Raw genomic sequence first — 20,934 nt, 5'->3', positions numbered from 1 at the left:
CGCAGTGGCAGTATCGTGCGCCCTTTCCTTCTCCGAGTGCTGGGAATCGGGAGATGTTTGCTTTTTTTCTTCCATCGCCATAAGCTATACTCTTATACAACGGGTATGTTGATCTGGGGAGTGAAACTCCGTGCTCACAAAAAGTCGACGTACACCTTAATCACCAAGCAAATCTGAGAATACCGCCCCAGAACTCGACATCACTATCATGAACATGAGCCGCTGAAAACACCATGTACACTACCGATTTTGTCAAATTCTTTCAAAATGAAGCCAGACGTGTGTTATTACGTGTCATTGATCTCGCTATCGAGGAAGATGGACGCGACCTTACCTCGGACGGCCTGTTCGGCCCCGGGGAGTTGGTAGAAGCCACTGTAAGAGCCAAAGAAGACTGTGTCGTCGCGGGGCTCCCCCTTGCCGGCATAATCCTTGAACGTTGTGCTGCTGCATTTTCGCCAAGCGCGCCCTTTACTGTCCTGTTACAGCTCACGGAAGGCGCTTGTGCCCGGAAAGGCGACACGCTTCTTCGTATTCAGGGGCAAGCTTCCCTGGTGCTCAAATCCGAACGGATTATTCTGAATTTCATGACGCATTTGAGCGGCGTGGCAACGCTCACCAAAACCTATGTTGCGGCCATGGGCAACACGAAGACACGACTTCTCGATACACGCAAAACCATGCCTGGCATGCGGTATCTTGAGAAATACGCCGTTTGTCTTGGTGGAGGGTTCAACCATCGCTTGAACCTTGAAGACATGCTCATGCTCAAAGACAATCACATCGACAGAGCCGGCTCCATCACTGCAGCTGTGGCCAAACTGCGCAGCAAATACTCCCCCTGCCCTCCAATTGAGGCGGAATGCAGAACCCTTGAGGAGGTGGAGGAAGCAGTCGGCATCAAAGTGGACCGGATCATGTTGGACAATATGGATAAAGACAGCATGGCCATGGCCCTGCGCATGATTCCAAAGGACATAGAAAGCGAAATAAGTGGTGGCGTATCTTTGGAAAATATCAAAGAATTCGCAGCCCTTGGCGCTGACTTCATATCAGTGGGGCGTATCACCCATTCCGCCCCTAGCGTGGATTTAAGTATGACAGTGAAACCAGTTCAGACTACTCCCGGCCATCCCAGGCTCCATGCCAACATTATTGGTGGTATAGGCGACTCGCCTCTTGATTCTGAAGCCGAACGCGAACGTATAGATGCTGCTCGGAACAAACTTGGCGATGATGTCATAATCTTCGCGCACCATTACCAAAACGACCATGTGGTGCGCCATGCTGATATCGTTGGTGATTCTTTGGAGCTTGCTCGCAAGGTTGCCGCTTTAAAAGCTAAACATATTGTTTTCTGCGGTGTTTATTTCATGGCGGAATCTGCTGCCCTGCTCGCACAAACCGGACAGGAAGTGTATATACCCGATCCGGCAGCCGATTGCGTCATGAGCGAAATGGCGCCAGCCAGTCTGGTGGCCGAAGCACTGGAGCGACTCAACGCGGGGAACCGCAAGGTCGTGCCTGTTGCCTACGTCAATACTTCTGCTGCGGTAAAAGCGGTGTGCGGTCGTTTTGACGGCACTGTCTGCACATCCGCCAATGCCCCTAAAATTCTTTCCTGGGCGCTGCAACAAGGTGACGCCGTATTGTTTTTGCCTGACAAAAATCTGGCCATGAATACCGCGGATCAACTGGGAATGCCCGCAGCAACGCGCTTGGTTTTGGATATCAGGAAAAAGGGGCAGCTTATTTCTCCAGAAGCGGCCGCCGACCACACGTTATTGATGTGGCCAGGGTGCTGCGCCATCCATCATGGCTTCAAGGCCAAGCAAATCGAAGAAGCACGTAAGGCATACGTTGATGCGCGTGTGGTTGTGCACCCCGAATGCCCGCCAAGTGTGGTGCAGGCTGCCGATAGCGCGGGCTCCACTTCGCATATCATACGCTATGTTGCAGAAGCTCCTAAAGGTGCCACGGTTATCGTGGGCACAGAAATCAATCTCGTCAACCGGCTCGCCAAGCAATACGCCGGTGAAAAGACCATCTTGCCACTGGCTGAAATTGGCTGTTCCAACATGGCCAAGGTGACCCAAGCCAAATTGGCGGCGCTGCTGGAAGGCATAGCCTCCGGCAAATCTCCACTTGCGCCTGTAAAGGTGGCCATGGATGAAGCTGAACCTGCCAGACTGGCATTGCAGCGCATGCTCGACGCAAGCGCCTGATTACATTCTTATACCCGCCACGGCATACAGATCGTGACTTTTACGGAGAAGTTTTAATGCAGGAAACACGATTCAGGACGCAAAGCCTGGTCATTGGTTCTGGCATTGCTGGCTGCACTGCAGCATTGATATTGGCCGAGCAAGGCTTGGAAGTGACCCTTGTCACTGCTGGTGACGGTCTGGACAATGGTAATACCGCCCTCGCCCAAGGGGGCATCGTATTTCAGTCAGAAGATTCAGACCCTGGCCAACTGGAGCAAGACATCATCGATGCGGGCAGGGAATTCAACTATGTCCGTGCCGTACGCTACCTCAGCCGTAAGGGCCCCCGAGTTGTCCAGGAACTTCTCGTGGATCGCCTGGAAATCCCTTTTGCCAAAGCGGATTCCTGTGAGTGGGACCTGCGCCGGGAAGGTGGGCACGCTGCAAAACGCATTCTGCACTGCGCTGATTTTACCGGCAGAGCAATAATGGATGGGTTGATGCGCGAAGTGGAGAAAATGTCCAACATTCGCGTGCTCAGGAAATGCACGGCTGTTGACTTGCTGACCAGCCACCACCATGCCCGGAGTCTCGAATTCAAGTACCAGCTTACCAAGCAGTGCGTGGGCGCCTATCTTTTTAATGAAGAACTGGGACAAGTCATCACCGCACTTGCTGATTATACTGTTCTTGCCACAGGCGGCGTGGGGCAAATCTATTTACATACGACAAACAAGCCCTGCTCTATCGGCTCCGGATTGAGCATGGGGTACAGGGCCGGCGCCTGGGTCATGAATTCGGAATTTGTGCAGTTCCACCCCACCGCATTATTCCACAGGGCGCAGCGGCGTTTTCTGATCACCGAAGCTCTCCGTGGGGAAGGGGCTAAACTGGTAAACTCCGATAACGAACCATTCATGCATCACTACGATGCTGATGCAGATTTGGCTGCCCGCGATGTGGTTTCACGCTCCATACTCGAAGAAATGCTGCACAAAGGCGAAGATTGCGTTTACTTGGACGCCGCCAACTATGTAGATGTGGACCTCACGGAACAATTTCCCACTATTTTCGAAAAATGTCTGCAGATCGGCATTGATATCCGTCGTGACCCCATCCCCGTGGTACCGGCAGCCCATTATTTTTGCGGGGGCCTGCTCACTGACCTGCGCGGCCGCACTACCCTTGAACGCCTGTATTGTGCTGGCGAGTGCAGTTGCACAGGTGTCCACGGTGCCAACCGTCTTGCAAGCACCTCGCTTCTGGAAGGTTTGCTCTGGGGCGCCAGCGCGGCTCAAGACATCTCCAAACGACTCCACGGCAGAAGAACCGCGCGCAACAGGCTTTGCGACGCCATACCAGATTGGGAATCCCCTGGAAACGAGCACAACGAAGATCCGGCGCTTGTTGCACAGGATTGGGCCACCCTGCGCCATACAATGTGGAACTACGTAGGCATTGCCCGTACAGGCTCAAGACTGCAACGCGCTGTGGATGACCTGAGAAATCTGCACAAGCACTTGCATGATTTCTACAGACGTACACCCTTGTCAAAATCTCTGGTTGATCTCTTTCATGGCGCGCATGCCGCTTACATCATCACACTTGCTGCCCAGCGTAATAAAAAGAGTATAGGGTGCCACCGTACAATTGATTGAGTTGCCTGAGACAATACGATATAGTTACTCAACTTTGCCTGTATCAAACCATTCCGGGGATTGGATGAGCATGGCAGTTGAACGTAATTTTTCAGACTTTGTTTCAGGAGGAAGCAGATTCCTTGAATGTCTTCCCCTCTTACAGCCAGGGGGCGCTCTTTTAGCGCCCTTTTTTTGTATATTTCTTATCCTGCTGCCATTGTGCGCAACCGCGGCGGATAAGCAATCTGAAAGTATCAAACTCGGCATGTCTGCTGCGTTTACTGGTCCCAGCAAAGGGCTGGGGATAGAGCTCTACCGCGGCAGTATGGCCTGGTTTCAACATATCAACCAAAACGGCGGCGTGCATGGCCGTAAAATTGAGATACTCGCCAAAGATGACGGGTACGACCCCACCCCCGCAATAGAAAACACCCTTGAATTTGTTGATGCAGGCGCCTTGGCCCTTTTCAATTATGTTGGCACCCCCACCGTTGCCAGGGTTCTCCCCTTGCTCAAACTTTTCAACAAGAGAAAAATCTATCTGTTTTTCCCATTTACCGGCGCCCAACCCCAGCGTGAACCTCCCTACAATCAATACGTCTTCAACCTCCGTGCCTCCTATCGCCAGGAAACAGAAGGACTTATACGCCATTTTCAAAAATTGGGGCGCAAACGCATTGCCGTGCTCTACCAGGCGGATGCATACGGGCGTAGTGGCTGGGACGGCGTACGCCGCAGTCTAGCGCTCTATGCGTCTGACATCGTTGCAGAAGCAACCTACGCACGGGGAGCTTCTTTTTACACGTCCATGGTCGATCAAGTTAACATCATTGCTAAAGCATCCCCAGATGCCATCATTCTCGTGGGGGCGTATGCCGCCTGCGCCGCTTTCATAAGGGATGCCAGAGATGCAGGCATTGACGTCCCCATAGCCAACTTGTCGTTTGTCGGCAGTGAAAACCTGCTGCATTTGCTTATTGCAATCGGCGCAAAAAACAAAAAGGACTATACTAATAACCTTATAAACACACAGGTAGTGCCGAGCTACGAGGACATGTCTCTTCCTGCTGTGCGTGAATACAGGAAGTTCATGGATCAGCTTGAACCATCACCACCTCAAGAATTCGATAAGCATGGCTACTCTTCACTGCAATATAGTTTTGTGAGCTTTGAAGGTTTTCTCAATGCAAAAGTCATTACAGCAGTGCTCGAACGAATGGGAAAAAATCCCAGCAGGGATAAAATTGAGCAGGCCGTCATGTCCATTGATGATCTTGATATCGGGCTGGACGAAACCGTCAAATTTTCTGCGGAGCGACATCAGGGGCTGCACGTTATTTATTACACCACAGTTGCTGATAAAGCGTTTGTGCCGATTACTGACTGGAGCGTTTGGAAAAGATGAGGAAATCCAAACTATTCAGGCGCACACTTTTCCTCATGGTCCTGTTGTTCGGGGTTGTGGCAACGTCCACGACAATTCTTTCTGTCTGGACCCTGCACAAACATATGACCCAGGAATACATCAGCAAAGGGCGCGCCATTGCACGCAGCATCGCCAGTTCAAGTGTTGAAGTCCTTCTGAACAGAGATCTTTCAACAATCCAGTCCATGATCGATCAATTCCTTGAGATACAAGGTGTTGCATACGTTTTTGTGGAGGATGGCGAACAAAACATCATCTCCCACACCTTTGTTCCAGAAGTGCCCGCAAAAGTTCTCAATATGCATATCGATCCCCACGGCATGACAATCATCCGCCTGGATATTCCCGGGTACGGCAATGTCATGGACATCTCCAAACCCATTTTGGCCGGCGTGGCTGGGCATGTGCACGTAGGCATGGATATGGGGCTGGTGCGTAGCTACATTGCCACTGCTGCGCTGCGTATGCAGGCGCTCATGTTTTTCATTTTTTGGGGAAGCGTCCTGCTCCTGTACTTGGTCATGCGCAAAATTTCAAAACCGTTGCAACTACTTACGGATTACGCACACAAATTGCGGCAGCACGACTTCAAGGCCGATGTCCGTATAAGTTCCAATGATGAAATAGGTATGTTGGCGGATACCATGCGCACCATGGCGGATGAGCTCTCGTCGCTCATTGCGACTCTTGAGCAAAAGGTGGAAAAAGCCACCTCGGAACTCACCGATACGCTGGCGTACCTTGAAGGTATCTTAGACAACATGGCAGACGGGCTTCTTGTTGTGGACCGGCAGGACCACATTACTCTCAATAACCCTGCTCTGTTGCACCAGTTTGGTCTTCCTATTGCGAATTTTCGCGGTAAGCGAATACTCCAGTTCTTTCCATCAGAGATTTCCGCCATTGCAGAGCAAAGCATTCTGCGGCCGGGAGAGGTATTTACAGCTGAAGTAGACCTTCATGCAGGAAGGTACGGCAAAGCGGTCGCCACGGCCATTCGCCCCCGTGAAGGGCGTGCCCCCATAGGCGCTGTCATCCTGGTAAGTGATATAACGGCTGAAAAGGAAGTGGATTTGATGAAAACGGAGTTCATCACGACCGTTTCCCATGAGCTCCGCACCCCGCTTACTTCCGTGCTCGGATTTGCAAAAATCATCAAGAAAAAGCTCGAAACCGATATTTTTCCGCCGCTTATGCATACTGCAGAAAGCAAACAGCAGCGCACTCTGGACCAGATAAGCGGCAACCTTGAAATCATTGTTTCGGAAGGACAACGGCTTACCGAATTAATCAATGATGTTCTTGACATCGCCAAAATGGAATCTGGTAAGATCGACTGGCGCATGCACGAAGTTTCCCTGCAAAAGGTCGTTGAACACGCATTCTCAAGCACTCGCTCACTTTATGAAGAACGCGGCTTGCGCGTTTTCATCGACATAACCCCAGACTTGCCCATCATCATTGCCGATGCAGACCGATTGATACAGGTCATGGTCAATCTCATATCCAATGCAGTGAAGTTCACCCAGGAAGGCTACATCAAATGCAGCGTGGTCAAGAAGGGGGATTCCATTGTTGTTAGCCTGCAAGATACCGGGGGGGGCATTGCCGCGCAGGATCAGGAAGCCATTTTCGAAAGATTCAGACAGGCTGGCGGTTCCATGACGGACAAGCCCAGAGGCACCGGATTGGGGCTGCCCATTTGCAAGGAAATCATCGAATATCACAACGGGCGTCTTTGGGTGGAAAGCACCCTTGGCAAAGGCAGCACTTTTTTCTTTTCTCTGCCCATAACGCAAGAGATGGCCGACAAACAGATATTTTCATCTGCTGCCCCCCCCTCTGCCCGACAGGCTTTGTCCATGCAAAGCAGGCAGCAGGAACCGCCTCTGCATTTGAAGGTAATGCCTCCTTCTACCAATGAAAAAGACCTGTTATTGGTGGTGGACGACGATCCTTCTGTGTGCGCTTTTTTGAAACAGGTGCTTGAAACTGAAGGCTATGAAGTGCTGCTCGCCCACTCCGGACAAGAGGCTCTGGAGCTTGCTGCAGAACACCACCCCTCGCTCATCACTATGGACTTGTTGATGCCTGGAATGGATGGTGAAACTGCTATCTCCAAACTCAGACAAAATGCCCAGACACGAAAAATACCCGTTGTGGTTATCTCTGCTGTGCTTGAAAGCAGAGGGGCCACCAATGGCGATGCGGAACTTTTGAAACCAATTGATGAAGACAGTCTGCTGCAGACAATCCACGGGTTGTTGCACCTTTCCAGCCCCATGGCGCAAAAATGCCTTGTGTTGAATCCCCAGACCATTTCCGACAATGCCCAGTTCGTCAAACTGTGCTCCGGCGAAATAACCCAGTGCCCTCTGGAGGATGTATGGAGCAAGGTCGAAGCCGGTTTCAAGGGAACGGTTGTTATTCCCACCGCCAGTTGCGAACGCATAGACCTTTCTCGCCTTGCCAGCTATCCTGATATCCTCGTTATCGTTTTGCCTGCCTGAGGCATACCTCTCGCCGCCTCTACATGGACGGGTTTGTACCAGGAACTCCATCCATGTACTTCCCGTTTTACAAGCTGCCGCGCCTACCATCCAACTGGATTCCAGATACAAAAAGGCCGCCTCCCGAATTGGGAAGCGGCCTTTATTATAACCGTATACAAGGTACTCACTGCTAGGTGGCAGTCGGCTCGCTCTCTTCCCTGGGCACAAAAGCCAACAGAATGGGGCTTGCCACAAAGATAGAGGAATAGGTACCCACGCTGACGCCAATCAACAAAGCAAGGGCGAAATCGTGGATAACACCGCCACCAAACATATACAGGCAGATAACAACCATAAGAGTTGTACCAGATGTCAAGATGGTTCTGCTGAGGGTCTGGTTGATGCTCTTATTGATAGTGATTCCAAAAACATTGGAGATTTTGGAACGTAGATTCTCACGAATGCGGTCAAAGACAATGATGGTGTCATTGAGGGAGTAACCGATGATTGTCAGCAACGCCGCAACAATGGTCAGATCGAACTCTTTGTTCAAGAGTGAAAAGACGCCCACTGTTATAAGCACGTCGTGAATCAAGGCAACAACGGCTCCCAAAGCGTAATTGAGCTTGAGCCGCCAACAAAGCGCCAACGTGACAACCATTGCCGCAAACGTCAGGTATCCCATTGAAACAAACAATCCAAGAAAATACATGGCCGAGGCAAGAACAGCAGCCATGAGCGCCGCAGCCCACCAGCGCTGCTCAAAACGTCCCGAGATATAAATGGCGATCAACAGGACTGCGTAGAACATGGCTTCCATGGCCTTTGATCGCAAATCCTTACCGACTTTCGGTCCAACCATCTCAAGACGTTGAATTACAAAGCCTTCATCCTTGAAGTCCTTGCCAAAGGTATCGTTCAGTGCTGCACGCACCGTATTAGGTGCGAGATCCAGTGCGGAAATGCGGATAAGGTATTCATTATCCCCTTCCATACCGAAGCGTTGCACCACAAAGTCAGGCAAATTGCCCTTATCCAGGCTTCCTTTCAGGTCCTTCAGCGGAACTTCATGGTCGAATTGAACCTGAACCATGATACCGCCGGCAAAGTCGATGCCGTAACGAGGGCCGCCTTTCATCAGCAGCGAACCGATTCCGAGCAAAATAAGCAAGCCCGAAATAATAAACGCGATTTTTCGCGCGCCGATGAAATTGATATTAACGTCGTCCTTGATCAGGCGCAGTCCCATTTGTGCACTCTCCTCTAATCTATTGCCCGAGGTGTGGGCCGCCGTGCGTTATATGCTCAGTTTCCTGTTCTTCTGACTGCCAAGCCAGAGTTCGAACAGGATACGCGAAACAAAAATCGCCGTGAACATGGAAGCCAGAATACCCAGCGTCAGCGTCACAGCGAACCCGCGAATGGGGCCGGTGCCGAACTGATAAAGAATGATCGCCGCGATGACGGTGGTCACGTTGGCATCCAGAATGGTCAGCGTGGCGCGGCTATAGCCTTCGTCCAATGCTGCCCTGGGGGTCAGCCCCTTTTTCAGTTCTTCTCGGATGCGCTCGAAAATCAGCACGTTGGCGTCGACTGCCATACCAATTGTCAAGATAATGCCTGCTATGCCCGGCAATGTCAGCGTGGCGCCGAAACCGGCGAGGCCAGCCATGATCAACAGAATGTTCAAGGCCAGAACCACATCTGCGACAACCCCGCCAAAAGCATAGTAAATAATCATGAAGACCAGAACCAGCGCGCCACCAAGCAAGGCCGAGGTAACGCCCTTGTCAATGGACTCCTGCCCAAGGGAAGGACCGACGCTGCGTTCTTCCAGAACCTTGACCGGGGCAGGCAATGCACCGGCTCGCAGCACAATGGCGAGGTCGCGGGCTTCATCAGTACTGAAACTACCGGTGATCTGAGCGGTACCGCCTCTGATTTTCTCACGAATAACAGGGGCGGAGTAGACTTTGCCATCAAGAACAATGGCCAGTCTGCGCTCCACGTTGTCTCCGGTGACACGTTCAAAGAGCCTGGAACCGGCGCTGTTGAAGCTCAAGGAGACATACGCCTGGTTCATGCTGTCAATGTTCGAACGGGCATCAGTAATGTATTCACCCGTCATAAGCGCATCTTTCTGCAGCACGATGGGGCGTTCCGTGGTTGTCCCATCAGGATTCCGATCCTCCATCATCGCCAGCTCGGTATTGGGAGGCAACACCCCTTGCTTGGCTTTCTGCATATCCACATTTTCAGCAACGAGCTTGAACTCGAGGTGGGCAGTCTTTCCAAGCACTTCGATGGCGCGCTTGGGGTCGTCCAGGCCAGGGAGCTGCACCTGGATGCGGTAATCCTGCTGGCGGCGGATATCAGGCTCAGACACACCAAACTGGTCAATGCGGTTACGGATTGTCTTCACCGCCTGATCCAAAGCCATGTCAGCAATGTATTTGCGGTACTCCTTGGAGAATGCCAAAGAGTACTGCACCTTGCCATCTTCTAGAGGCTTTTGTTCCTGGACAACGAGGTTCTTGTAGTTTTTCTCGAGAATCTCATCCAGCGCTTGCTGCTGATCGCCCTTGAGCAAAACAAAACTCAAGTGTTCGTTTTCATCAACGGAAGGACGAAGAACAATAATCTCGTCTTCCCTGGCCAGGGCGCGAAGATCCTGACCTGCCTGAGACAAGGCATTGTCGACTGCCTTATCCACTTCCACACCGAGTGTCAGGTGTATGCCGCCCATCAGGTCCAAGCCGAGCTTGATCTCGTCATTAGGAAGAACATCACGAAATTTTGAATCTTTCGGCAGGACTGTCGGCAGGACGTACATGACGCCCAGAATCGTAACTACAAGTGTTAGCGCTATGCGCCAACGCAGACTCCCTTTCATCGTCTCACCTCGTCGGGGGGGAATGCTCTTTGGCTGTGAACGGCCGGTCTGCCGTAATGCAAGCCAGGCGTGAAACCCGGCAAAGGACAAACCCGAGCAGGCGTGGTCGGTTCAAATGCCGACCAGGCCTGCCCTGGCAGCCGTCACTGCTGTTGACGGCTCAGCTTTCTTCTTTCTTGCTTTTTTTGCCTTCCCGGGGCGGCTCGGCAACGCCAGCCACAAAACTGCGACCGACCTTGACCACCATGTCGTTACCCAGGTCGATGTGCAGCACATCGTCATGAACCTCCGTGATACGGCCGTACAGGCCGCCGTTGGTCATGACATGATCTCCTCTCTTCAGGTTGGCCAAAAGCTCTTTGTGTTGCTTGGCCTTTTTCTGCTGGGGACGGATCAGCAGAAAATAGAAGATCAGGAACATTATGATCAAAGGAGCGAACGCGGCAATCGGGTTGCCCTGCCCCTGTGCGCCACCTTGCGGCGCAGTACCCATGGCGTAGGCCATACTCGTAAAAATCATGTTGCCTCCTTAGACGTTCAGCGAAAGCGAGGTTTTGTAATACACTTTCTCTTGCGCCGCAATGGTTAGTTTGTGCCTACGTACATGTTGCCATACGGTCTATGCGTGTAGGGACGCACTCGCGTAAACTTGCCGGAAAGAATTTCTTCTGCATCAAGGGTTAATTCTGTAGCAAAATCTTCGATTTCCCTACGCAAAAACTCCAGGTCTTCCTCTTCCAAAGGTTCGGCGTGAAGCCCAGGCCCAAGAAGATGCTCAGGAACTTCTTCACGGATATATATTACGCCACCGTGCATTCCCGTGCCCAAGCTGCGCCCGGTAATCGGCGCCCATGGTTTGTTCGTGAACATGCCCAAAAGGATCAACGCCCCTCCTGCCATGTACTCTCCCAAAAAGTCGCCGGCAGTGCCTCCTACGACGACAATGGGGTGTTTGTCCATGTAAGCTTTCATGTGAATGCCGACACGGTACCCCACATCCTTTCGGACATAGACTTTTCCCCCGCGCATGCCGTACCCCAGCACGTCGCCCGCCATACCATCGACAACGACCAAACCGTCGTCCATGGTGTTGGCCACACCATCCTGGACATTACCTGCCACCCGCACTGTGGGGCCACTCATAAACGCTGCAAGGTCCTGTCCCGGCACACCATCGATGGTAAATTCAATGTCGCCCTGCACACCTGCGGCTATATATCGTTGACCATTTACGTTTTTCAGCTCGATACGAGAGGCGCCCTGGGCCAGAAGGTCCTGAATCTGCTCGTTCAACTGGCGATAGTAGACGCCACCAGCGTCCAGACAAAAGGTATCTTTTTTTGCGGACATGGTCCTTTAATCCTCCAGTTCCACAATAACGGGTTCACCGGCCTTTGGTGCCCAGATGGAGTCCAGCACAGGCATCACAGAACGGATAGAGCTTTCCTCGCTGGACATGAAGACCATGTCCCCTTTTTCTCCAACCACCAGGGGGCGCAGCTTTACACGATCATTAAGCCCCATCATGCCCTTGGAATCGGTGACCAGGATAGCAAAGGGGCCGTTCAACATGGCAGGACCGTAGACCATACGCAAGGCTTTAAACGCTTCCTGCCGCTCCGGCTCCATACGGTCTATTTCATCCCAAAACGGAGGTGCAAAAACCCAGCTTGCCATGCGTTTGGACAGGCCATGACGCCGTATGAGCAGGTCGATGAGATAGGCGACGACCTCGGTATCTGTCATGAGCGTACATTCGTAGCCGCGCTCGCAAAGATAACGCCGGTTGATTCCATAGGAAGAAATTTCACCGTTGTGAACTATGGCCCAGTCCAGCAAGGTGAACGGGTGCGCTCCTCCCCACCAACCAGGCGTATTCGTAGGAAATCTGTTATGGCCCGTCCACATGTACGCACTGTACTCATCCAGGCGGTAAAATTCTGCCATATCCTCAGGGTAGCCCACCCCCTTGAAGGCTCCCATATTCCTGCCACTGGAAAAGACAAAGGCCCCATGCACGCGTTTGTTCAGTTCCATGACCACATTGACCATGTAATCTTCTTCGTCTCTCCCCTCCCACTGAGGGCGTTTATTTTTTGCACTGACAAAATAACGCCAAACTATGGGCGGATGTAATACGTTGAGGGTCTTACGCGTGGGGATGGGCTCGGATTCATGGATGTCCAGGTAATGCTTGAGCGCATGTTCGCCTTTGTCTTGCGCAGCCTTGTCCTCGTACATCATATGAAAGGCGTATTTGTCCGCCTGGTGGGGGTAGATGCCGTAGGCGGCAAAACCGCCTCCCAATCCATTGCCGCGGTCATGCATGCAACACATGGCGTTGATCGGCATGGCCCCGGGAATGAGTTCACGCTTTTTATGAATAACGCCAAAAATGCCACATCCGGAGATGTCTTTCTCGAAGTTCCAGAACCCTTGCGGTGCCTGCATGTGTCTATATCTCCTGCATAATGTCCGGCCTTGCAGCCCGGACACGCCGGTTACTGGCGGTTGCTAACGTCCGGCGTGCTTGACGCCAAGTATTTCGAGTTCATGGGAAGAAAGGGCCACGCCCCGCAATTTGTCTCTGTTGCCCCGTACGCTCTCAAGAGAATTGAGCCCCATGCCGCCCAGAATCTCCATGATCTCATGGCTCCAGGCAATGATAAGGTTTACGAGGCGTTGGGTAGCATCATCCACACGTTGCCGCTTCTTGAGCGTCGGATTATTGGTGGCGATGCCCCAGGGGCACTTGCCCGTATAACAACGACCGCACATGGTGCAGCCCACTGCGATAAGCGCTGCCGTGCCGATATATACGGCGTCCGCTCCCAGAGCGATGGCCTTGAAGACGTCAGCGCTACAACGAATGCCCCCGCCTGCAATGATGCTGACCTTGGAGCGAATACCTTCGTCTCGCAGCCTGTCGTCCACAGCAGCGAGGGCAAGTTCCAGGGGAATGCCAACATTGTCGCGAATCATTGTGGGCGCTGCCCCAGTGCCACCTTTGTAACCGTCAATGACGATGATATCGGCCCCGGCGCGGGCAATGCCCGATGCAATGGCAGCGGCGTTGTGAACAGCCGCTATTTTCACGATAACGGGCTTTTCGTACCTGGTAACTTCCTTGATTGCATAAATAAGCTGCAAAAGGTCTTCAATGGAATAGATATCGTGATGGGGCGCCGGTGAAATGGCGTCTGCCCCCAAGGGAATCATACGGGTTTTGGAGACTTCCTCGTCGATTTTTTCGCCAGGAAGGTGGCCGCCGATTCCGGGCTTTGCGCCCTGCCCTATCTTGATCTCCACTGCAACACCGGCGTTGAGATAAGATGCGTGCACCCCAAAACGACCAGAGGCAACCTGAACAATGGTATTGCCGCCATATTCGTAGAGACTTTCATGAAGGCCGCCCTCACCTGTATTCCAGAGGGTGCCCGTTGCAACCGCAGCCCTGGCCATGGCTTCATGCAGAACCAGATTGATGGCGCCAAAAGACATGCCGCCAAACATGAGCGGCGTTTCGATTTTCAATTGCGGTGATAATTTTTCTTCCAGTCTGGGGCCATCCGCATCTTCCAGAATCATGAGCTGATCCGGCTTTGCCCCCAGATACGAACGCAACTCCATGGGTTCACGCAAAGGGTCGATGGGTGGGTTGGTCACCTGACTGGCATCAAGTTGCAAATGGTCCCAATAGATACGATCTTTACGTGGGGAGCCCATTCCCGAGAGTAAAATGCCGCCAGTATCCGCCTGTTTGTATATCTGACGGATATAAAAAGGCGTCCAATGCTGGTTTTCCCTAAATTCCGCTGGATTATGCCTGATAGTGAGGCAATCTACGGGGCATTTTGCCTCACAACGATGACACCCCACACATTTGGAACTGTCATGCTGCACACATGCAGCTTCTTCATCCCAGGTATGCACTCCGTAAGAACACTGCTTAATACAGGCCTTGCAGTTTATGCATGCGTCATAGTCACGCTCAACGATAAAATCGTTGAAGTGCCGGCTAAGAGGTTTCAATGACAACGCCTTATTCTCCTCTTGAGGATTACGACGGAGCAAAGAGAAAGGCGGGGTATCGCCCTACTCTTTGCTCCCTCCTGACTTAGAAAAATCGCTGATTCATTTGCTTGCGAATCGATTCGGTCCGGCGGTACACTGGCTGCTGTTTGGGGAGAACGACTTACGAATGAAGACGATGCGGTCTGAATGCAGCGTCTGATAACTGTCCAGCGATCAAGATGCCGTCCCGGGATGGCAAGTTGTAAAGAGCTATCTATAGGCTATTGCCCTGTCAAGCCGTATCCAAAAAAGAACAAGCTCCCATGGCAGGGGCGCTATTAATTATCCGGCAAGCTTTTTTGCTATGTTTGCCACATGCTGCCCCTGGAACACCGCCCCCTCAAGTTCATTCTTGCTGGGTTGCCGTGAACCGTCTGAAGCTGCAATGGTAGATGCACCATAAGGGGAGCACCCCGTAATTTCGTCCAAAGTCGTTTGCCCCGCAAAGGAATAAGGCAATCCAACGACCACCATCCCCTGGTGCAACAGGTAGATATGCAGGCCCAACAGTGTAGCTTCCTGGCCTCCATGCTGAGTAGCCGAACTGGTGAAAACACTGCCGGCCTTTCCAATCATTGTGCCCTTGGCCCAAAGACCGCCGGTGGCGTCCAAAAGTTGCCGGATCTGACCACAAGCACTGCCAAAACGTGTGGGCGTACCGATTATCAAGGCGTCAGCCGCAGCCATGTCGTCAACAGTACAAACCGGAATATCGGCCCATTGCTTTTGTGGCTCAAGCGCGCCCATTTTTTCGAGCACGGCATCAGGCAAGGTTTCCGGTGCGCGACGCAATACGGCTTCAGCGCCTGCAACACTGTTCACACCTTCAGCCATTGCCTGGGCCATGGTGTGGATGTGTCCGTACATAGAATAAAAAAGAATCAAGACTTTCATATACAATTCTCCTGAGATTTCGGTTGATGACAAGCAGCTATTGTAATTGGTCAGCAAGTTCTGCCGCTCGTTTCATGTACTCTTCTCGAAGTTGTTCCACAACACCTTTACCAATCAAGGACTTCAAAACCCTGCCAAATTTGCCAGCCTGCTTCACCATGGGGGATTTTTTCGAAATTCCCATATACACAGGGTCCAACTGCTCAAATGCAAAGCCGGAGCGGACAATCTTTTTTTCCATATCCATGGCCTTGATCCAAAAAGCAGCGCCCGCTGCGTTGAGAAGAACGGTATCAAGCTTGCCATCGAGCAACATACGCAACAATTGTGGTGTGGTGGCAACCTCAACCTTTGTCAGTGTGTCGTCTTCGTCAAACATGGGGACGTATTTTGCCCCCTCTTTGATGCCGATACGCAAGCCTTTAAGGTCGCCATACTGAACAATGGGGTGTTTGGCGGCTGCCGCCACGTAGAATGCTTTTATATTATGGCTGTAATAACGCGGCTGCACATATTCGATGAACGCTTCCCGTTCGGGGCGCTTCAAAAGGCTTGTCATAATGTCGACCTCGCCTTCCCGCATCAAATCCAGGCATTCGTTCAAATCGCAATCCTTGAATTCAAGGGTAAAGCCCATTTCATCTGCAATGCGCTGGGCCAGTTCCACATCTATGCCTGATTCCTTGCCATCTATGAACATTTTATAGGGTGGAAATTCGCTGAAAGCCATGACAACCGTCTTTTCTGCAAAACAGGGAGCAGTCGCAACAACTACAAGTAGAACTGAAAAAGCAAGACAAGTGGCGGCACTGCGCATGGTACGGCCTCCTTGAAAAAGGCTGGAACGTATAAAAAGGTTTACTATACTTGAATAGCTAGCTTTGTATCATCGAGATGTCAAATGCTTGGAGCTGAGGGTTTTTTGTTCCAGAATGTAAGATCAAAGCACTGCTTCTTTTTTGTCTGAAGCCGATAAGAAAGCCATAAGACGATAATAATCTAGAATTCCGACAAAAAATTGGATCAGTATATTGACCCGTTAATCACAAGCATGATATTTTACGTTACTTCTTTACTAGCAGGATCAAGTGGGAAAAACATGACTCGAGATGAAAACAAACTCTTTTTCAAGATGGTCCGCGGCGCCATGATCGCCTTTGCAGCCCATGTCGAAAAGGCCACTGCATCTCTCGAAGGTGGTGGAGAGGACAGTAATGTCGAACCACGCGAATGCTTGAAATTCGATTTTCTCGAGCTGTTTTATGCGGCTTGCGAACGAGAGGGACTACCAAAATCGACTGCAAAGGAATTCAAAGTCAGAATTCTCGATGTACTGGGCTTCATGTAACGGCAGGGACATGCGCCCATAAGGTCGAAAGCATCAATTAGATGTGCTGTATGCGATTGCTCATGGCAGGGGCATTGCGTTTGTGAATGTTTCATTCTGCAACCAAAGTCAGGGCTGACTCCAATGGCGCGTGAAAGTGCCTTTACGCCAGCCCGGGGAGCAAGGGACGACGTCACGCCAACTCCATCGTTTTCAGGATGTCGCATGAAAATGGGATTCCATGACGTCCAGCCCGAGATGATGCTCGCTGAAAGCGCAGCATTCCAAGGAGAGGCTGTATGTTGAAATGGGTGGCAAAGCAGGTAGGCGTTACACCGCTTCCACTGCAAATTGAGGAGGCGGCTGAGTTTACGGAAAAACTCTCCAGAGTGGGCGACATTGAGATGGGCAACATAGCAGATATGGTTGCCGAATACCGCTTCGCTTTTGAAAAGCGCGGCATAGAAGTATCCGCCCCCTTGGATTACATCCAAAAAAAACCAGCCATTATCACCAGATTGGAAGAATTCCTTAAAGACCTGGAAAAAAACAACGACCAAGTCCGCATGGCAGCTATCATGGTCTGGCTGCATACCATGCGAGCTGCCCTCGCCGAAGTGAAACGGCCAAATCCCAAGTTCATGGGCATTGTAAAGCAAATGTGGGCAGAGTTGTCTCGCGGTTTCTCAGACATCAGTGGAGACAACGACTATCCTCAAGGTTTCGACCCCGGCGCCTAGAGGCCCGCGTCACCTTCGGCACGAGACAATACGCATCAACGCAGAAGCAGAGGAAGAATGTCATGAATAACATCGAAATCATTGCCGGCTCGGTTTTGCTGGGTGCGGCTGCCGGCTTCCTGACAGTCCAGATTTTCGTTTTCTTAGGCAGTATCATTATCAGCCTCATCGGCCTGATAAAGGAGCGCACCTACAATTCTCAGTACCTCATGGTCTGGTTGAAGTCCGTTGCCGGTATTGCCGCCTGTGTCATCTTCTTTTTTCTTGGTGACTATATTTTTCGCAACAAGCTCGGATTTACATATAACATCCTCGACATGTTCATATTCTGGTCCGTACTGACCATAGTCGTGCTTGCTTTTGTGCTGCATATCACCAGGCGCATCAAGCGTTCCTTCGACATTGTCTCCATGCCCGAGTTCGACGTTTTCCACAAAGTGGAGACCGGTACCGAAGGCATTGACGATTACGTCAAGAAAAACATGGAACTTGTCCGGCTTCTGAATGAGGAACGGCACGAGTAACAATCGTCTGGTCACATAGCCAAGAGGCACCATCACCGCATCAATGTGGCTCCTGCGAGGGGATAGGCAGAGCATTGAATAGCGGCCAGCAAGTATCGAGGTAGGCAATGCTGTTTCTAAAATCGAAAAAACTCATAGGGCAAATGCTTGTCGAATCCGGCCTGCTCACTCAGGATATTCTGGATTCCGCCCTTGGGCAGCAGACAACAAGTAAGGCCAAGCTCGGCCAAATTCTTATAGATAATAAGCACGTCACCGAAGACCAGTTTCTCAACGTCCTGAGCAAACAGCTCAAGGTCAAGCGGCTGAACGTCAAAAAGTTCAATCCGAATCCCAGTCTCAAGGAATTTCTTCCTGAAGAAGAAGCCTCCAAGCTGAATGTGGTGCCTTTGTTCAAAAAAGGCTCGCTTCTTTTGGTCGCCATGCCGGATCCCACGGATATCTCCATCATTGATACGCTTGAACGCGTAACCCGCCTGGAGGTGGAACCCGTCATCTGCAACCAGGAAGAGCTGCAGGAGATAGCCAATGGCGTTTACGGGCACAACCTTGAGTTGAAGCAGGAAATAATGCCGGATATGCCCGACATCGATGTCGAGCAGGCGCAAGAAACAGAAGAAATCAGCGAAGATCTTAACCTCACATCACTGCAGCACATGGCTGAGGATGCACCGGTCATCAAGATCGTCAACTCTATCCTTATCCAGGCCTTGCAGCGCCACTGCAGCGATGTGCACATCACCCCCAGAGAAAACAAAATTGAACTCAAATTCCGCATAGACGGGGATTTGAAGGAAATACCCGCACCTCCAAAAAAATATTTTCAGTCCATCATTTCTCGGGTCAAACTTCTTTCGAACATGGATATTTCCGTTACACGCACCCCGCAGGACGGGCGTTTCACCTATCGTGTACGGGATAAGGAAATCAGTGTCCGCACTTCTTCCCTTCCCACTATATATGGTGAAAAAATCGTTCTGCGACTCCATGTGCAAACGTCCAGGAAGCTCTCCCTCGAACAATTGGGCATGAGCGAAAAAGAGCGAGAAGTCATCAATAACGCACTCATCAAGCCCTATGGCATGATCTTGGCCACCGGCCCTACAGGAAGTGGCAAAAGCACCCTGCTCTATTCGCTGTTGGAAAAGATCTGCGCGCCAAACATCAATATCGTGACCCTTGAAGATCCGGTTGAAACCAGACTGGCTGAGGTCACACAGGTGCAGTTGAACACCAAGGCAGGGATGACCTTTGCCAGTGGATTACGCTCCATCCTGCGGCAAGACCCCGATGTCATCATGGTGGGCGAAATTCGAGACGAAGAAACAGCCCGTATCGCAGTACAGGCGGCAATGACCGGACACAAGGTGCTCTCCACACTGCATACCAATGACGCGGCAGGAGCGGTTTCCCGCTTCATTGAAATGGGCATCGAACCTTTCCTCATCGCATCCACGCTTCTTGTCGTGGTAGCGCAACGATTGGTCCGCCGCATCTGCCCACACTGTATCGAGGCTTACCAGCCCGATCCCGACCAACTGACGACGATGATCAAAAATCCTGGTGATGACAAAACCTTCCATTTCTTCCGGGGCAAGGGGTGCTACCACTGCGACAACCTGGGGTACAAAGGGCGCACGGGGGTCTATGAAATCCTGAATATGGACCACGGCATCAAAGAGCTTATCATCAAGCGGGCGTCCGCCTACGAGATCAAACAACGCGCCATTCAGACCGGCAGACTGCGTACCCTGCGTATGGATGCAGCTTACAAGGTCCTTACGGGAGTCACATCCTTTGACGATTATCTGAGCGTTTCTCTCTAAACACATTATAAGGTGCAGGCGCGATGGCGCTTTGCAGCGTGCCTGCACCCTTTTCTGCATACTCCACGAACACACCTTTCAATCACCCGGTATTTCCGTATTCTATTTGCAAATAATGAATCGCGGGACACACCACATTTTGCATTTACCTTGGAGAACAAATGTCTGACTTGCCATCTCAAAAAGACAGTGATCGCCTGTTTACCCCGGAATCGAAGGGGCCGGAATCCCTTGAAGAACGTGCAGGTTTGTACCGCCGTAGGCAATTCCATGAAGTAATCCCGGCAAGGGACAAAAATGCTGTCGTCTCCGACTTTCCATACGAAGGGCGCGAGGAATTTTACCGCTCCATCAATGAACAATTTTTAGGAAATGCGCGCATTGATTATCTGGAATTTGGGGTTGCAGGGGGCGACAGCTTACGCGCCTGGGGGAGAAGCAACAGCGCCCCCGGCTCCCGATTTTACGGGTTTGACTGGTTTCAGGGGTTACCCGAGAACTGGCAGCATGACACGCCTGCGGGGACCTTTTCCACAGAAGGGAAGCTGCCCCATATCACCGACGAACGGATACAACTGATCGTAGGAAAATTTCAGGAGACATTGACTGATTTCAGTGCGGTTTTCGAACGTAAAGGCAGGCTTGTGCTGCATCTGGATGCAGACCTCTACTCTTCGACGTTGTTCGCACTCATGCATATGGACAGGCACTTGCAGCAAGGGGATGTGCTGCTTTTCGACGAGTTCATCGCGCGTAACTGCACGGATGAATTTGCTGCGTTGCAGGACTTTTGTGTTGCGTGCAGTCGGGATTATGAATTGATTGCACGGCGCAGGGACTTTGTGAAGGTGGCCCTCCGCCTGACAAAATAGCGGAGGGCCAACCAATGGT

At 51.6% G+C, this 20,934-nt stretch carries 17 protein-coding genes and 1 pseudogene; 10 read left to right on the top strand and 8 right to left on the bottom strand.

Annotated features, from left to right (window positions below; all coding sequences use genetic code 11):
• Positions 1-233 precede the first annotated feature (233 nt).
• The 5 genes and pseudogenes from nadC to ACZ5EH_RS18725 form a co-directional block, all read left to right on the top strand.
• Positions 234-1,091: pseudogene (nadC, locus tag ACZ5EH_RS18745) on the top strand (carboxylating nicotinate-nucleotide diphosphorylase); the annotation flags it as partial.
• 72 nt (positions 1,092-1,163) lie between these two features.
• Complete coding sequence (gene nadA, locus ACZ5EH_RS18740; protein ID WP_464278326.1) at positions 1,164-2,225, top strand: quinolinate synthase NadA; 1,062 nt, start codon at positions 1,164-1,166, stop codon at positions 2,223-2,225.
• A gap of 56 nt (positions 2,226-2,281) precedes the next feature.
• Complete coding sequence (locus ACZ5EH_RS18735; protein WP_464275402.1) at positions 2,282-3,865, top strand: L-aspartate oxidase; 1,584 nt, start codon at positions 2,282-2,284, stop codon at positions 3,863-3,865.
• A 199-nt stretch (positions 3,866-4,064) separates the two neighbouring features.
• Positions 4,065-5,252 carry an ABC transporter substrate-binding protein gene (locus ACZ5EH_RS18730; RefSeq protein ID WP_464278325.1) on the top strand — a complete coding sequence of 396 codons (1,188 nt, stop codon included), beginning with the start codon at positions 4,065-4,067 and terminating at the stop codon, positions 5,250-5,252.
• Positions 5,249-7,783, top strand: a complete 2,535-nt coding sequence (locus tag ACZ5EH_RS18725; protein ID WP_464275401.1) for an ATP-binding protein — start codon at positions 5,249-5,251, stop codon at positions 7,781-7,783. Before ACZ5EH_RS18730 ends, ACZ5EH_RS18725 begins: the two co-directional genes overlap by 4 nt.
• A gap of 172 nt (positions 7,784-7,955) precedes the next feature.
• On the opposite strand, the gene secF is transcribed toward ACZ5EH_RS18725, so the two are convergent.
• From secF to ACZ5EH_RS18685, 8 genes are all read right to left on the bottom strand, one after another.
• Entirely contained in the window at positions 7,956-9,014 is a 1,059-nt protein-coding gene (gene secF / locus ACZ5EH_RS18720; RefSeq protein WP_464275400.1) for a protein translocase subunit SecF, read from the bottom strand.
• A 48-nt stretch (positions 9,015-9,062) separates the two neighbouring features.
• Positions 9,063-10,658: a protein translocase subunit SecD gene (gene secD / locus ACZ5EH_RS18715; protein ID WP_464275399.1), complete on the bottom strand. Its 1,596-nt coding sequence runs from the start codon at positions 10,656-10,658 to the stop codon at positions 9,063-9,065.
• Positions 10,659-10,818: 160 nt separating this feature from the next.
• The gene (yajC, locus tag ACZ5EH_RS18710) at positions 10,819-11,178 is read right to left on the bottom strand and encodes a preprotein translocase subunit YajC (protein WP_464275398.1); all 360 of its coding nucleotides are present in this window, start codon (positions 11,176-11,178) and stop codon (positions 10,819-10,821) included.
• A 65-nt stretch (positions 11,179-11,243) separates the two neighbouring features.
• Complete coding sequence (locus ACZ5EH_RS18705; RefSeq protein ID WP_464275397.1) at positions 11,244-12,008, bottom strand: GltB/FmdC/FwdC-like GXGXG domain-containing protein; 765 nt, start codon at positions 12,006-12,008, stop codon at positions 11,244-11,246.
• 6 nt (positions 12,009-12,014) lie between these two features.
• A complete protein-coding gene (locus ACZ5EH_RS18700) occupies positions 12,015-13,109 on the bottom strand; it encodes a class II glutamine amidotransferase (protein WP_464275396.1) in 1,095 nt (364 codons plus the stop codon).
• A gap of 63 nt (positions 13,110-13,172) precedes the next feature.
• Positions 13,173-14,696: a glutamate synthase-related protein gene (locus ACZ5EH_RS18695; protein WP_464275395.1), complete on the bottom strand. Its 1,524-nt coding sequence runs from the start codon at positions 14,694-14,696 to the stop codon at positions 13,173-13,175.
• A gap of 318 nt (positions 14,697-15,014) precedes the next feature.
• Positions 15,015-15,626 carry an NAD(P)H:quinone oxidoreductase gene (gene wrbA, locus ACZ5EH_RS18690; RefSeq protein WP_464275394.1) on the bottom strand — a complete coding sequence of 204 codons (612 nt, stop codon included), beginning with the start codon at positions 15,624-15,626 and terminating at the stop codon, positions 15,015-15,017.
• Between the two features lie 37 nt (positions 15,627-15,663).
• The gene (locus tag ACZ5EH_RS18685; RefSeq protein ID WP_464275393.1) at positions 15,664-16,443 is read right to left on the bottom strand and encodes a substrate-binding periplasmic protein; all 780 of its coding nucleotides are present in this window, start codon (positions 16,441-16,443) and stop codon (positions 15,664-15,666) included.
• 282 nt (positions 16,444-16,725) lie between these two features.
• Here ACZ5EH_RS18685 and ACZ5EH_RS18680 point away from each other — a divergent pair, with 282 nt between their 5' ends.
• From ACZ5EH_RS18680 to ACZ5EH_RS18660, 5 genes are all read left to right on the top strand, one after another.
• Positions 16,726-16,974 (top strand): hypothetical protein, encoded by a 249-nt coding sequence (locus ACZ5EH_RS18680; protein WP_464275392.1) that lies wholly within the window; start codon positions 16,726-16,728, stop codon positions 16,972-16,974.
• A 278-nt stretch (positions 16,975-17,252) separates the two neighbouring features.
• Positions 17,253-17,693 (top strand): hypothetical protein, encoded by a 441-nt coding sequence (locus ACZ5EH_RS18675; protein ID WP_464275391.1) that lies wholly within the window; start codon positions 17,253-17,255, stop codon positions 17,691-17,693.
• Between the two features lie 62 nt (positions 17,694-17,755).
• Complete coding sequence (locus ACZ5EH_RS18670; RefSeq protein ID WP_464275390.1) at positions 17,756-18,217, top strand: hypothetical protein; 462 nt, start codon at positions 17,756-17,758, stop codon at positions 18,215-18,217.
• A 107-nt stretch (positions 18,218-18,324) separates the two neighbouring features.
• Positions 18,325-20,043, top strand: coding sequence for a GspE/PulE family protein (locus tag ACZ5EH_RS18665; RefSeq protein WP_464275389.1), 1,719 nt, complete (start codon positions 18,325-18,327; stop codon positions 20,041-20,043).
• 161 nt (positions 20,044-20,204) lie between these two features.
• Positions 20,205-20,915: a class I SAM-dependent methyltransferase gene (locus ACZ5EH_RS18660; protein WP_464275388.1), complete on the top strand. Its 711-nt coding sequence runs from the start codon at positions 20,205-20,207 to the stop codon at positions 20,913-20,915.
• Positions 20,916-20,934: the final 19 nt, after the last annotated feature.

Source organism: Desulfovibrio biadhensis (genome assembly GCF_055388615.1).
The sequence above is the reverse complement of the archived record's forward strand: the minus strand, read 5'-3'. Positions and strand labels throughout refer to the sequence as shown.

Coding starts and splice junctions, on each gene's coding strand:
- ACZ5EH_RS18735 (WP_464275402.1), top strand. CDS start 2,282: ATGCAGGAAACACGATTCAGGACGCAAAGCCTGGTCATTGGTTCTGGC.
- ACZ5EH_RS18725 (WP_464275401.1), top strand. CDS start 5,249: ATGAGGAAATCCAAACTATTCAGGCGCACACTTTTCCTCATGGTCCTG.
- secF (WP_464275400.1), bottom strand. CDS start 9,014: ATGGGACTGCGCCTGATCAAGGACGACGTTAATATCAATTTCATCGGC.
- secD (WP_464275399.1), bottom strand. CDS start 10,658: ATGAAAGGGAGTCTGCGTTGGCGCATAGCGCTAACACTTGTAGTTACG.
- yajC (WP_464275398.1), bottom strand. CDS start 11,178: ATGATTTTTACGAGTATGGCCTACGCCATGGGTACTGCGCCGCAAGGT.
- ACZ5EH_RS18705 (WP_464275397.1), bottom strand. CDS start 12,008: ATGTCCGCAAAAAAAGATACCTTTTGTCTGGACGCTGGTGGCGTCTAC.
- ACZ5EH_RS18700 (WP_464275396.1), bottom strand. CDS start 13,109: ATGCAGGCACCGCAAGGGTTCTGGAACTTCGAGAAAGACATCTCCGGA.
- wrbA (WP_464275394.1), bottom strand. CDS start 15,626: ATGAAAGTCTTGATTCTTTTTTATTCTATGTACGGACACATCCACACC.
- ACZ5EH_RS18685 (WP_464275393.1), bottom strand. CDS start 16,443: ATGCGCAGTGCCGCCACTTGTCTTGCTTTTTCAGTTCTACTTGTAGTT.
- ACZ5EH_RS18680 (WP_464275392.1), top strand. CDS start 16,726: ATGACTCGAGATGAAAACAAACTCTTTTTCAAGATGGTCCGCGGCGCC.
- ACZ5EH_RS18675 (WP_464275391.1), top strand. CDS start 17,253: ATGTTGAAATGGGTGGCAAAGCAGGTAGGCGTTACACCGCTTCCACTG.
- ACZ5EH_RS18670 (WP_464275390.1), top strand. CDS start 17,756: ATGAATAACATCGAAATCATTGCCGGCTCGGTTTTGCTGGGTGCGGCT.
- ACZ5EH_RS18665 (WP_464275389.1), top strand. CDS start 18,325: ATGCTGTTTCTAAAATCGAAAAAACTCATAGGGCAAATGCTTGTCGAA.
- ACZ5EH_RS18660 (WP_464275388.1), top strand. CDS start 20,205: ATGTCTGACTTGCCATCTCAAAAAGACAGTGATCGCCTGTTTACCCCG.